The organism is Burkholderia sp. MS389, from assembly GCF_016899425.1.
Classification (GTDB): Bacteria; Pseudomonadota; Gammaproteobacteria; order Burkholderiales; family Burkholderiaceae; genus Burkholderia; species Burkholderia sola.
The window spans coordinates 2,370,103-2,383,711 of record NZ_CP045995.1 but is presented as its reverse complement, the minus strand read 5'-3'; the positions used below and the strand labels follow the sequence as shown (position 1 = coordinate 2,383,711).

The 13,609-nt window shown below is 69.1% G+C and carries 10 protein-coding genes; 2 read left to right on the top strand and 8 right to left on the bottom strand.

Going from position 1 to position 13,609, the window contains the following annotated elements; genetic code table 11:
* Positions 1-62 precede the first annotated feature (62 nt).
* The 3 genes from GJG85_RS27090 to GJG85_RS27080 all read right to left on the bottom strand — a co-directional run bounded on the left by GJG85_RS27090 (position 63) and on the right by GJG85_RS27080 (position 5,987).
* The gene (locus GJG85_RS27090; RefSeq protein ID WP_050017232.1) at positions 63-3,701 is read right to left on the bottom strand and encodes a hydantoinase B/oxoprolinase family protein; all 3,639 of its coding nucleotides are present in this window, start codon (positions 3,699-3,701) and stop codon (positions 63-65) included.
* Positions 3,702-3,828: 127 nt separating this feature from the next.
* On the bottom strand, positions 3,829-5,127 hold the full coding sequence (locus tag GJG85_RS27085; RefSeq protein ID WP_204384055.1) for an MFS transporter: 1,299 nt from the start codon (positions 5,125-5,127) through the stop codon (positions 3,829-3,831).
* A gap of 86 nt (positions 5,128-5,213) precedes the next feature.
* Complete coding sequence (locus GJG85_RS27080; protein ID WP_050017234.1) at positions 5,214-5,987, bottom strand: putative hydro-lyase; 774 nt, start codon at positions 5,985-5,987, stop codon at positions 5,214-5,216.
* 205 nt (positions 5,988-6,192) lie between these two features.
* Between GJG85_RS27080 and GJG85_RS27075 the strand changes: the two genes are divergently transcribed.
* Together GJG85_RS27075 and GJG85_RS27070 are read left to right on the top strand one after the other, a co-directional pair.
* The gene (locus GJG85_RS27075) at positions 6,193-7,125 is read left to right on the top strand and encodes a LysR family transcriptional regulator (protein ID WP_050017235.1); all 933 of its coding nucleotides are present in this window, start codon (positions 6,193-6,195) and stop codon (positions 7,123-7,125) included.
* Positions 7,126-7,280: 155 nt separating this feature from the next.
* Positions 7,281-8,171 (top strand): hypothetical protein, encoded by an 891-nt coding sequence (locus tag GJG85_RS27070; protein ID WP_124679491.1) that lies wholly within the window; start codon positions 7,281-7,283, stop codon positions 8,169-8,171.
* Between the two features lie 10 nt (positions 8,172-8,181).
* Here GJG85_RS27070 and GJG85_RS27065 read toward each other — a convergent pair whose 3' ends face one another.
* The 5 genes from GJG85_RS27065 to GJG85_RS27045 form a co-directional block, all read right to left on the bottom strand.
* Complete coding sequence (locus GJG85_RS27065; protein ID WP_050017237.1) at positions 8,182-8,508, bottom strand: antibiotic biosynthesis monooxygenase; 327 nt, start codon at positions 8,506-8,508, stop codon at positions 8,182-8,184.
* A gap of 67 nt (positions 8,509-8,575) precedes the next feature.
* The gene (locus GJG85_RS27060) at positions 8,576-9,562 is read right to left on the bottom strand and encodes a YkgJ family cysteine cluster protein (RefSeq protein WP_050017238.1); all 987 of its coding nucleotides are present in this window, start codon (positions 9,560-9,562) and stop codon (positions 8,576-8,578) included.
* Complete coding sequence (locus GJG85_RS27055) at positions 9,556-10,320, bottom strand: MetQ/NlpA family lipoprotein (RefSeq protein ID WP_239469001.1); 765 nt, start codon at positions 10,318-10,320, stop codon at positions 9,556-9,558. The genes GJG85_RS27060 and GJG85_RS27055 overlap by 7 nt, the downstream gene beginning before the upstream one ends.
* Before the next feature lie 53 nt (positions 10,321-10,373).
* The gene (locus GJG85_RS27050) at positions 10,374-11,423 is read right to left on the bottom strand and encodes a formylglycine-generating enzyme family protein (protein WP_050017239.1); all 1,050 of its coding nucleotides are present in this window, start codon (positions 11,421-11,423) and stop codon (positions 10,374-10,376) included.
* Positions 11,424-11,438: 15 nt separating this feature from the next.
* Positions 11,439-13,388, bottom strand: coding sequence for an arylsulfatase (locus tag GJG85_RS27045; RefSeq protein ID WP_089489016.1), 1,950 nt, complete (start codon positions 13,386-13,388; stop codon positions 11,439-11,441).
* Positions 13,389-13,609 lie beyond the last annotated feature (221 nt).

The following is a 13,609-nucleotide window of genomic DNA, read 5'->3' as shown; positions in this document are numbered from 1 at the left end:
GCAATATCCTCCGCCCGCCCCCGTCGCACCCGGCGCGGCGCATCCGCGCCGGGTGCGCGGGCTCAGCCTGCCGCGCCGTAGCCGCCGCCGCCCGGCGTTTCGACGACGAACACGTCGCCGGGCGCCATCTGCGCGCGGCCGATGTGGTCGAGCGCCTCGACCGTGCCGTCCGCCCGCTCGATCGTGTTGCGGCCGAGCGCGCCGGCTTCGCCGCCCGCCGCGCCGAACGGCGCGTGGACCCGGTTGTTCGACAGGATCGACGCGGTCATCGGCTCGAGGAAGCGGATCCGCCGCACCGCGCCGTCGCCGCCGCGCCAGCGCCCGCCGCCGCCCGAGCCCGCGCGGATCCGGTGCGAATCGAGCCGCACCGGGTAGCGCCATTCGAGCACCTCCGGATCGGTGAGCCGCGAGTTCGTCATGTGCGTCTGCACCGCGGCGACGCCCGCGAAGCCGTCGCCCGCGCCGCTGCCGCCCGCGATCGTCTCGTAGTACTGGACTCGATCGTTACCGAATGTGAAGTTGTTCATCGTTCCCTGGCTCGACGCGACGCAGCCGAGCGCGCCGTACAGCGCGTTGGTGATCGCCGACGACGTCTCGACGTTGCCCGACACGACGGCCGCCGGGTAGTCGGGGTTCAGCATCGAGCGGGCCGGCACGATCACGGTCAGCGGCTTCAGGCAGCCGGCGTTCAGCGGAATGTCGTCGCCGACGAGCGTGCGGAACACGTACAGCACCGCCGCCATGCAGACGGCCTTCGGCGCGTTGAAGTTGTTGTCGAGCTGCGCGGACGTGCCGGTGAAATCGATCTCCGCGCACCGCGCCGCGCGATCCACGCGGATCGCGACGCGAATCTCCGCGCCGTTGTCGAGCGGATAGCGGTAAGCGCCGTCCTGCAGCGCGCCGATCACGCGCCGCACCGCTTCTTCGGCGTTGTCCTGCACGTGCGTCATGAACGCGAGCACGACGTCGCGGCCGAACTGCGCGACCATCCGGCGCAGCTCGTCGACGCCCTTCTGGTTCGCGGCGACCTGCGCGCGCAGGTCGGCCATGTTCTGCTCGACGTTGCGCGCCGGATAGCGGCCGGATGCCAGCAGCGCGCGCGTCTCGGCATCGCGCAGCACGCCGGCCGACACGAGCTGCCAGTTGTCGATCAGCACGCCTTCCTCGTCGATATGGGTCGAATCGGGCGGCATCGAGCCCGGCGTCGTGCCGCCGATGTCCGCGTGGTGGCCGCGCGAGCCGACGTAAAACAGCGGCGCGTCGGCGCCGTCCGCGAACACCGGCGTGATGACCGTCACGTCCGGCAGGTGCGTGCCGCCGTGGTACGGGTCGTTCAGCATGAACACGTCGCCGTCGCGCATGCGGCCGCGGTTGCGCTCGATCACCGTGCGGATGCTCTCGCCCATCGAGCCGAGATGCACGGGCATGTGCGGTGCGTTCGCGATCAGGTTGCCGTCGCCGTCGAAGATCGCGCACGAGAAGTCGAGCCGCTCCTTGATGTTCACCGAGTACGCGGTGTTCTGCAGCCGCAGCCCCATCTGCTCGGCGATCGACATGAACAGGTTGTTGAAGATCTCGAGCCGCACCGGATCGGCGTCGGTGCCGAGCGAGCGGCGCGTCGGCAGCGGCGTTGTGCGCGTCAGCACGAGATTGCCCTGTGGGGTCATCTCCGCGCGCCAACCAGGTTCGACGACGGTCGTGCCGTTCTGCTCCGCGACGATCGCGGGGCCGTCGATCGCGTCGCCGGCGCGCAGCGTGTCGCGCACGACCAGCGCCGCGTCGTGCCACTGGCCGCCGGAATAAAAGCGCACGGCCGCGTGCGCTTGCGGCGCCGCGCCCGCCTCGCGCGGTGCGAGCGGCGCGATGTCGACCGGCGCGTCCGAGCGGCCGATCGCCTCGACCGACGCCAGCTCGGCGACGAGCGGCGTGCCGGGCATCAGGAACGCGTAGCGCTGCCGATATGCGGTTTCGAACGCCTGCTGCATCGCCGCGACCGAGCCGGCCGGCACGTCGAGCGCCGAATCGGTGCCCTGGTAGCGCAGGTGCACACGTCGCTCGGTCGTGATCCGCTCCGGCGGCACACCCTGTTCGAGCAGCGCGCCGATGGCCTCGTCGGCCAGCCGGTCGAGCGCCGCGTTCAGCGCCGTCAGCGATTCGTCGGACAACACGGCTTCCACCGCGCGCTCGCGCATCGCGGTCTGGTCGGCGAGGCCCATCCCGTATGCGGACAGCACGCCCGCGAGCGGATGCGCGAACACCTGCGTCATCCCGAGCGCATCGGCCACGCCGCACGCGTGCTGGCCGCCCGCGCCACCGAACGTCGTCAGCACGTAGCGCGACACGTCGTGGCCGCGCTGCACGGAGATCTTCTTGATCGCGTTCGCCATGCTGCCGATCGCGATCTCCAGGAATCCTTCGGCGAGCGCCTCGGGCGTCTCGCGCCGGCCGGTCGCCGCGTGGATCTCGTCGGCGAGCGCCGCGAACTTCGCGACCACGCCGTCGCGATCGAGCGGCTGGTCCGCATGCGGGCCGAACACGCGCGGGAAATGATCGGGCTGGATCTTGCCGAGCATCACGTTGCAGTCGGTCACCGTCAGCGGGCCGCCGCGCCGGTACGCCGCCGGCCCCGGATTCGCGCCGGCCGATTCGGGTCCGACGCGCAGCCGCGCGCCGTCGAAGCCGAGCACCGAGCCGCCGCCGGCCGCGACCGTGTGGATGCTCATCATCGGCGCGCGCATCCGCACGCCGGCCACCTGCGTCTCGAACACGCGCTCGAATTCGCCGCTGTAGTGCGACACGTCGGTCGACGTGCCGCCCATGTCGAAGCCGATCACCTGCTCGAAGCCGGCCGCACGCGCCGCGCGCACCATCCCGACGATGCCGCCGGCCGGGCCCGACAGGATCGCATCCTTGCCCTGGAACGCGTCGGCGCGCGTGAGGCCGCCGCTGCTCTGCATGAACTGCAGGTTCACGCCGGGCATCTCGTGCGCGACCTGCTCGACATAGCGGCGCAGGATCGGCGACAGGTATGCGTCGACCACGGTCGTATCGCCGCGCGACACCATCTTCATCAGCGGCGACACCTCGTGCGACACCGACACCTGCGTGAAGCCGATGCGGCGCGCGAGCGCCGCCAGCATCCGTTCGTGCGCGGTATGGCGATAGCCGTGGATCAGCACGATCGCGAGCGCACGCACGCCGCTGTCGAACACGCGACGCAACGACACTTCGGCACCCTGAACATCGAGCGGCACGACCACGTCGCCGTGCGCGCCGACGCGCTCGTCGATCTCGACGACCGTCTCGTACAGCGCGTCGGGCAGCGCGATGTCGAGATCGAACAGGCGCGGCCGGTTCTGGTACGCGATACGCAGCACGTCGCGAAAACCGCGCGTCGTCGCGAGCGCGGTGCGTTCGCCCTTGCGTTCGAGCAGCGCGTTGGTCGCGACCGTCGTGCCCATCTTCACCATGTCGACCTGCGCGGGCGTGATCGGCTCGCCGGCCGCGAGGCCGAGCAGGTGGCGGATGCCGGCCACGGCCGCGTCTTGGTACTGCTCGGGGTTCTCCGACAGCAGCTTGTGCGTGACGAGCGTGCCGTCGGGCCGCCGCGCGACGATGTCGGTGAACGTGCCGCCGCGGTCGATCCAGAATTGCCAGCGCGCGGCGTCGGAGGGAACGGAGGAAAGGTGTCGGTCAGTCATGATGTCGGTCGATGCGTCGTTGAATCGAGGGACGAGCGCCGCCGCACGGCGCGCGTCGCACGCCGTGTCACGGTGTCGATGAAAAGGGAAAAAAGCGCGGGGCCGACGGCCCCGCCGCTGCCGTCGGTCAGGCGGCGTCGAGTTCGCGGCCGCGGGTCTCGGGCAGTGTCAGCGCGGCGACGATCACCACGCCGTACGCGGCGACCGCGAAGATGCCGATGCTCGTGCCGAGCCCGTACTGCTTGGACAGCGCGCCGATCAGGAACGGGAACAGCGCGCCGATCGCGCGGCCCACGTTGTAGCAAAAGCCCTGGCCGGAGCCGCGCACGCGGGTCGGGAACAACTCGGTGAGGAACGCGCCCATCCCCGAGAAGATGCCCGATGCGAAGAAGCCGAGCGGGAAGCCGAGCCACAGCATCGACGCGTTGGTCAGGTTCAGCGACGTGTACGCGAACGCGATCACCATCGAGCCGACCGCGAACAGGATGAAGTTCGGCTTGCGGCCGAGTCGGTCGGTCAGGTACGCGCTCGTCAGGTAGCCGACCCACGAACCGAAGATGATCATCGCGAGATAGCCGCCGGTGCCCATCACCGTCAGGTGCCGCTCGGTCTTCAGGAAGGTCGGCAGCCACGTCGTGATCGCGTAGTAGCCGCCCTGCGCGCCGGTCGTCAGCAGCGCCGCGCGCAGCGTCGTCGTGATCAGCTTCGGCGCGAAGATCTCGGTGAGGCGCGGCGCATCGGCCACTTGCGCCTGCGCGGCCTTCTCCTTCTCGTAGACATCCGGCTCCTTCACGTAGCGGCGGATCGCGACGACCAGCAGTGCGGGCGCGAGGCCGACGAGGAACAGCGCGCGCCACGCCTGCTCGGCCGGCAGCACCGAGAACAGCAGCGCATACAGCAGCGCGCACAGCCCCCAGCCGATCGCCCAGCCCGACTGCACGAGGCCGACCGCCCTGCCGCGGTCGCGCGCGCGGATCACTTCGCCGATCAGCACCGCGCCGGCCGTCCATTCGCCGCCGAAGCCGAAGCCCATCAGCGCGCGCGCCGCGACCAGTTGGTGATAGTTCTGCGCGAGCCCGCACAGCGCGGTGAACACCGCGAACCACATCACCGTGAGCTGCAGCGTGCGTACGCGGCCGATCCGGTCGGACAGGATGCCGGCGATCCAGCCGCCGAGCGCCGACGCGAGCAGCGTGATCGTGCCGATGAAGCCTGCGTCGGCCAACGAGATGCCCCAGGTCGCGACGAGCGTCGGGATCACGAACGACAGCATCTGCGTGTCCATCCCGTCGAGCATGTAGCCGACCTTGCAGCTCCAGAACGCGCGGCGTTCGCGCGGTTGCGCATCCGCGTACCACGAGAACAGGCCGCTGCGCTCGCGGCTCGCGGGCTCGGCGGCGGGCGCCGCGAAGGTCTTGCTTTCCATGGTGGTACTCCTGTCGTTGTGCGCCGATCAAATGGCGTGTGGTGCTGTGTGTCTGTCGTAGGTGTGTCGCGTGCGGGGCCGGCGGGTCAGAACACGGCCAGCGACGCGTTCGTGATGTCGGTCATCAGCATGTGGCCGGGCGTATGCGCGATCGCGATCGGCAGCTTCGCGTCCATCAGCGCGGTTTGCGGCGTCACGCCGCACGCCCAGAACACCGGCAGCTCGCCGTCGCGGATCGTCACCGCGTCGCCGAATTCGGGCGCGTCCAGATCCTCGATGCCGAGTTCCCGCGGATGGCCGATATGGATCGGCGCGCCGTGCACACCCGGAAACCGGCTCGTGATCTGCACCGCGCGGATCGCGTCGGCGCCGCGCAGCGGCCGCATCGACACGACCAGCTGGCCGCCGAAAATCCCCGCGCGGCGGTTCGCGATCGACGTGCGGTACATCGGCACGTTGCGCCCCTCCTCGACGTGGCGCAACCCGATCCCTTCGCGGGCGAGCATGTCCTCGAACGAGAACGAGCAGCCGATCGCAAATACGACGAAATCGTCGCGCCACAGCGCTTCGAGCGATTCGACCTGCTCGGTCAGGCGGCCGTCCCTATATACGTTGTAGCTCGGCACGTCGGTGCGGATGTCGAGATCCTCGCCGAGCGCGGCGATCCGGAACGCACCCGGTTCGCCGACGCCCAGCAGCGGGCAGGCCTTCGGGTTCGCCTGGCAGAAGCGCAGGAAATCGTGCGCATACGCGTCGGGCAGGATCGCGAGGTTCGCCTGGGCAAACGGACCGCAATGGCCGGCGGTCGGGCCTCGGAACGCGCCGCGGCGCACGGACTGGCGGAATTCGGAAGGCGTCATGATGGTCGGTCGCAGATCGGGATGGCGGGGCGATGACGGTGGTGTGTCATCGGATATGGCGAAGAATAGAAAGGAAAAAATTTTGTCGCCAACGAGTTTTTTTGCGCCCGTTGTATAGAATTTCTTAACGGGTCTGCGGGTTTTCCCCGGTCCCGTTCACTTTTCGTCGCCGGCAAGCTGCGCATCCATTGCTCGCCCGACTGCCATGAACACGCGTTTTCTCGAAACCTTCGTCATGCTCGCGAAGCTGCGCAACTTCCGCACGACCGCGGCCGCGCTGCACGCGACGCCGGCCGCGATCTCGCAGCGCCTGAAGGCGCTCGAGGACGAACTGCATACCGTACTCGTCGATCGCGACAGCCGCGCGTTCCGGCTCACGCCCAACGGCGAATACCTGCTCGGCTATGCGAAGGCCGTCGTCGAGGCGACGCAGGAACTGCAGGCCGCCGCGTCCGGCGAGCGCGCGCTGCGCGGCAAGCTGCGGCTCGGCGTGATCGAGACGGTCGTGCACAGCTGGCTGCCGCATTACATGCGGCGGCTCGCGGCCGACTACCCGCAACTGGAAATCGACCTGACCGTCGACGTCAGCGTCGTGCTGCAGCGCCGGCTGATGGCCGGAGAACTCGACCTGATCATTCGCGTGGAAGGCAGCGACGAGGCGTCGGTCGTGTGCGACGCGCTCGCGAACTACCCGGTGCGCTGGATCGCGCGCGCCGGGCTGCTGCCGAACACGCGCACCGGCCTCGCGCGGCAGGTGCTGCGCCAGCCGATCCTCACCTACGGGCGCGGCACAGCGCCCCATCGCGCGCTGGAAGACATCGTCCGCACGCTCGCGCATGCGCACGGCGTGCCGCTGTCGGAGACGCGCATCACCGGGTCGCCATCGATCTCGGTGATCGTGCAACTGGTGCGCGACGGTTTCGGCGTCGCCGCGATTCCGGTGCTGTTCGTCGATGCGCTGATCGAAAGCGGCGAAGTCGTCGAGCTGCCGCTGCAGCCGTCGCCGCCGTCGATCGTCGTGTCGATGTCGCGGCGAACGGACGCGCCGCGGTTCGTGCACGGTGCGTCGATCGCCGCGCGGGCGGCGTGTCACGAGTATTGCGAAAAGAGCACGCGCTTGCTGGTCGAAGCGCTTTGACCCCGACGCGCTGGATGACGCACGTTCGACATCGCCGCGCGAATCGCCCACAATCGCGATCGGCGCGTCGCCACATCGGCGCCGCGCATCGTGAATGACCGCCCGGCCGTCCGGCATTCGTCGCTTCGCATGATCGTGCACCACGAGAAGGCAACATGCAGATCCGCTCCACTTCGTCCCGCCTGAACCTCGCGCGCGTCGTGATCGTCGCGCTGTATGTCGCGTCGCTGCTGCTGCCCGTCGCGGCCGAACCGCCGAATGCGGTCGGCGCGGTAAGCTGGTTGCACGGCTACACCGTGCTCGCGCTCGGGCCGCTCGCGATCCTCGACCTGCAATTCGCGTGGCTCGGCAACCCGCTGCTCGTCGTCGCGCTGCTCAGGCCGAGCCGTACCGTGTCGGCGCTACTGGCCGTGGTCGTCGTCTTTGCGCTCGGCTGGCATACGATCCCGACCGATGCGAACTACGAAACGATCCGCACGTTCGGGGCCGGGTACTACTTGTGGATCGCGGCGATGGTGGGCGCCGCCGCGCTGCCGTGGATCGACGGGCGCGAGCGGCAGGATGGCGTGACGCGAAGCGGTGCCGTCGGCGCCGTGGATGGGGTCGTACCGAACGATGCTGTCACCGGCACCGGCGGCCTGGCCCGGCCGAATGCCGCGCCGGCATCGACGCGTCCGCCTGCCCGGCAGCGCGGCTGGACCGTGACGGCAACCGATACGCGCATCGCGTCGACCGATCAGACCGGGACGACACGCGGCATCGCGCTGTCCGACCTCGGCGCGATCCTGATCGAAACCAACGACCAGGGGCCGTTCGTGTCGGATGTCTGGTGGATCCTGTTCGATACGAACAAGCAGTTCGCGTGTGCCTTTCCGCAGGATGCCGAAGGCGCGAAGGCGGCGGTCGACCGATTGCTCGACCTGCCCGGCATCGACCACCGCAAGGTCATCGACGCGCAGACGTCGATCCAGAACGCGACGTTCCCGATCTGGGAGCGCGCGGCGCGCGAACCGGCCACGCCGGGAGAGACCGGCGCGACCGCGTGACCGGCGACCGTTACGCGGAGGGCTCCGCACGCGACGGCGTCAGCTTGCCGTCGCCGTACTCGCGAAGCACCTGCGAAATCACGACACGATACCCGTCCAGCCAGCGCGCCTGCTTCGCCTTGGCTTCGAGATGCGCGGGATGCTGGATCAACTGCCGCAGCGCCGCCTCGGATTCCCAGTAGTAGATATTCTGGATCAAGCCGGCTTCCGCGTTCTCCCACGTTTCCTCGCCGAGATAACCGGGCGTCGCGCGCGCCATGTCGGCGATCTGCCGGTCGAGCCGGTGGAATTCGTCGTCGTACTGCCCGGCACGAAAAATGAAGGTCGACGCGTACATGCCCGCTCACTCTGCCACGATGAAAGAGCGCCAAGTGTAAGGCACGCACGGCGTGCCGCGATCGTCGTCAAGCGGCGAGCGGAGCGGCGGCGGCGCGATCGTCGAGCCACGCGTCGATCCATGACGCATCGTCGCGCGTGGCGGCAGTGGGTGACGGCATGGCTGCGAGCGCTTGTCGCGCCCGTTCCAGCGCCTGCGCGAAGCCACGCAATTCGTGCGTCGCCGGCCGGTCGTCGGACCGTCGACGCGCGAGCGCCGCTTCGACGTTCGCGCCGATCAACGCCAACTGCGCGTCGATGAAGTCGACGCACAGCGCGCGGCAATGCGCGGATACCTGAGCGACGACGAGCAGGACCGGCACGATCGACACGGTCAGGTAGCCGCCGGGCGCCAGCCGCGACAGCGCATCGCGCAGGTCCTGCCCGCCGTCGGTCAGCGACGCGAATACGGCGTCACGCCACACCGCGCGCTCGAATACGAGCGCATCGCGATACGCGTCGAGCGCCGCACGATCCGCGACCTGCCCGGCCGTCACCAGCGGAATCGGGAACGACGATTCGTTTGTGGATTGCACGCTCCCGGCCTCGACGATGCAGTTCGCGCCGAGCCACGCCGCATCGTCGTGTCGTGCCGCAAGCACGCGGGCCTGCAACCGGTCGGGCAGCATCGGATCGAGCGGCACCGCGCGGCAGATCGACGGCTTGTTCGCGTGCACGCCGCAGCGGCCGTCGTCGGCGAGCGCCGCGCAACGGCCGAGCGACGGATAGTCGTAGCCTTGCAGCGTCAGCGCGAGCCATTCGCCGTGCACGCCGCCGCCGCGATGAAACAGCCGGTCCGCCAGCGCATCGGCGGCCGCGACGTCGTCCGCATCGAGCGTGTGCTCGCGCCCGCCCGCCTGCCAGCGTTCGCCGATCCGCCGCTTCGGCACGCGACGAATCGTCAACGCGCCGACGAAGCGGTGCCGATGCCGGAACAGTTCGCGCAACGACAGCGTCGGCGCGCTGTTGCAGCAGCGTCCGCACGCGTTGCACGCGAGCAGGTAGGTGTCTACCACGGCCGCCGCACCGAATCCTGGTAGCGCGTGAGGATGAAGCGCGCGACGTCGTCCGAGTGATACGCGGCGACGAGCTGCGCGACCCACGGCTTCGCACGATCAGTGTCGCGCACCGTGAGCACGTTCGCATACGGCGAGCGGGCGTCCTCGAGGCTGATGCTGTCGCGCGCGGGCTGCAGCCCAGCGCGTGCCGCGTCGTCGCTGTCGATCGCGACGAATGCGGCCGTGTCGAGCGCCGCGTAAAGCCGGTCGCGGCGCAGCGTGGCGAATTTCAGCGCGAGCCGGTTGCCCGTCACGTCGCGCAGCGTCGCATGCAGGCCGGCTTTTTCGCGCAGCGTCACCAGCGTGTCGTTCTGCAGCAGCACGAGCGAGCGCGCCATCCCGCGCGGATCGGCGGGCAGCGCGACCGTCGCGCCCGGTTGCAGTTCGTTCAGGTTCTTCAGCTTGCGCGAATAGAATGCCATCGGCAGCGTGACCGTCGGCGCGACGGCGGTCAGCGCATAGCCTTTCGCCGCGCGCGTGGCGCTCAGGCGCTGCGCATCCTCGAAGCTGGCCGCGTCGATCCGCCCGTCGGCCAGCGCCGTGTCGATGCGCGACGCATCGTCGAATTCGACGACGTCGACGCCCAGCCCGCGCGCGGCGGCCACCTTCTTCACTTCGTCGAGGATCTGCGCATGCACGCCGCGCGTGACGCCGACGCGCACTGCCGGTGCGGCACGTGCGGCGGCTTCGACAGCCATCGCCGAACCCTGCTGCATCACCGCGCAGGCAGCCAGCAGCCACGCCGAAACGAATCGCCCGATGCCCGCGGTCACGACGCGTCCCTCAGGATCGTGCGAAACCCGATATGCGATGCGCCGAGATCCGCTTCCTGCTGTTCGCGCGACGACGCGCGATAGCGCACGCAGTAATCGCGCGAACACAGGAACGAGCCGCCCTTGATGACCATCGGCGTATCGTGCCGGCGCGTCGACGGTGCGACGGCTGCGGTGTCGCCGTTCGTATGCGACTGATGCGGGCCCGTGTACGCATCCTTCGTCCATTCCCATGCGTTGCCGATCATGTCGTAAAGACGAAAGCCGTTCGCCGCATAGCAGCCGACGGGCGCCAGCCCCGCGTGACCGTCCTCGGCCGAGTCGAGCACCGGAAACGCGCCCTGCCAGTAGTTCGCGGCCGGCTTGCCGTTGGCGTCGCGCGGCGCCGCATCGAGCGACGCGTCGTCGCGGCCGGCCTTGCCCGCGTATTCCCATTCGGCCTCGTTCGGCAGGTCGCGGCCGAGCCAGTGCGCATACGCGAGCGCATCGCGCTGCGTGACGAGCGTCACCGGCAGGTTGCCAAGCCCGTCCACGTCGCTGCCGGGCCCGCGCGGATGCCGCCACGACGCGCCCTTCACCCACGACCACCACGCGAGGTCGCGTGCATTCATCTCGTCGCGCGTCGGCACATGGAACACCGCCGCCCCGCCCTGCTGCTCGGCCTCGGTCACGTAACCGGTCGCCTGCACGAAGGCTGCGAACTGCGCGATCGTCACGTCGGTCTGGTCGATCCAGAAGCCGCCGACGCGCGTCGCGCCGTCGCCGGCCGGACGCTCGTCCGCATAGCCGCGCGTGCTGCCGAACACGAACGCGCCGCCGCGCAAGTGCACCATGCCCGCCTTCGGATCGTCGCGCCACTTCGCCGGCAGCCCCGAATAGCGCTTGCACTCGCGCTCCGAACCGAGCGGCGCGAGCGCGCGGCCGCGATTCAGATCGTCGAACGCGCCGCCTGCCGGCACCGCCGGATTCGCATAACCCACCGCGAACGCGGCGGCGAACAGCGTGGCGGCCAGCGCCGCGCCGATCGTCCAGAAACGCAACCGCATCGTGTCGCCTCGCGATCAGTAGTAGCCGCGCGGACGCAGCGGCTCGACGCCACCGACGTTGCTCATGTAGGTCTTCCACTGATCGACCAGCGTGCCGATCACCGACGGGTTCTGCGCCGACACGTCGGTCGTCTCGCCACGGTCCGCCGCGAGATCGTAAAGCTGCCAGTGACCGTCGAGCGGGCCGAGCGGCGGCTCGGTCCACAATGCCTTCCAGCGACCGTCGGCGCTGCGCAGATACGCGCGGCCGTATGCTTCGTCGCCGAACGGCGTCGTATGCACTTCGCCCGTCGTCGAACCGGTGAGCACCGGCAGCAGCGACTGGCCCGTCACCGGATACACGTAGCGGTTGTTGTAAATGACCTTGCCCTTGTTCTGGTCGACGCCCGTCAGCGTGTTGACCAGCGGCGGCGCCGGTTGCGACGGCGGCGTGACGCCCGCAACCGCGAGGAACGTCGCCGTGTTGTCGGTCACGTGCGTGAACGCGCGCAGCGTCGGCAACGGTTGCGACTGGCCCGGCAGGTGCACGATCGTCGGCGTCGACACGCCGCCTTCGCCCGAATAGCCCTTCGTGAGCCGGAACGGCGCCGCGCTCACTTCGGCCCAGCGCAGCCCGTACTGCAGGCGCTGTGCGTTCTGCTTGCCGTTGTCGGTGCCGAGCGTCGAGTAGATCGGGTCCTGTCCGTTCGCGGTATCGGTCGCCGTCGGGTCCGCGCCGGAATCGATCGGCCAGCCTTCCGCGCCGTTGTCCGACTGGAACATGATGAACGTGTTGTCGTATTCGCCGATGTCCTTCAGATGCTGGATCAGGAGTCCGATGTTGTAGTCGAGGTTCTCGACCATCCCCGCGTAGATTTCCATGTAGCGCGCCTGAGCCTTGCGCTCGGCCGGCGACAGGCTCGACCACAGCCTGTCGACCTTGCCGGAGCCGTAGTCGCTGTAGCCGTCCGCGGCCGAATGCACCGCGCTGATGTACTTCGCGCTGGCCGTGCCGTTGTTCGCGGTCGCGGGCGATGCCGCCGTCGTCTCCGGCAGCCCGTCGAACGGCTTGAAATCGGCGGGAATCAGGCCGAGCGCCTTCTGTCGCGCGATCCGCGCGTTGCGGATCGCGTCGTAGCCGGCGTCGTACACGCCCGCGTACTTGTGCAGCCACGGATCGGGCACCTGCAGCGGCCAGTGCGGCGACGTGTAGGCCGCGTACGCGAAGAACGGCTTGCCGTCCTGCTTGTTCGCATCGATGTACGAGATCAGCTTCCGCGTATAGAAATCGGTCGAATAGAACACGGCAGGGCTGCCGCCCGTGCCCCCCGGTTGCCCGGGCTGGCCCGGCTGCACGTAACGACCGTCTTCCGTGTAGTTCGACGAGCCGGCCGGCTCGTGCGCGAAGTGGTTCGTCGCCGCGCCGCCGAGCAGCACGTAGCTGCGCTCGAAGCCCCACTGGTCGGGTGTCTGCCCGCTGCCCGTCGCACTGCCGACGATGCCCGAGCCGATGTGCCACTTGCCCGCGATATACGTGTGATAACCGGCGTCCTTCAGCAATTGCGCGAACGACAGCGCGCGATCGTTCAGGTAGCCCTCGTAGCCGGGCAGCCCGCGCCGCTCGTCGGTCGGCACGCCCATCGTGCCCTCGCCGACGAGATGGTGATCGGTGCCCGACACCAGCATCGCGCGCGTGATCGCGCAAACAGTGCCCGTGTGGTGGTTCGACAGGATGCGGCCCGACGCGACGAGCGCGTCGAGGTTCGGCGTGTTGATTTCGCCGCCGAACGCATGGATGTCGGAATAGCCGAGATCGTCGGCCATGATGTACAGGATGTTCGGGCGCTTGGCCGCGGGCGTCGCGCTGGCCTGCGGCGGCGGACTGCTGTCGACGCCGCCGCACGACGCGAGCGACACCGCGCCGGCAATCGCGGCGCAGACGACACGGAAACGAAAAGCATGCAACGGCGACGCGGACTTTTTCATTCTTGTTGACGCTCGATCTACGGGAGCGGCGATCTTAGCGTCGCGCGCGCAACGCCCAAAGTCGGATTCGTCACATGCTAACGGGGTGGGGGAATATGTAAGGAGGCCAGTATTCCGCAACTCGCACGACGATTGATTCGCCGCGTCAGGTTGAATCACGTCGCATCAGCTTCGGGCGAATCGCGATTGCGGCGCACGTTTGTCCGGCACCGCGCCTTTTA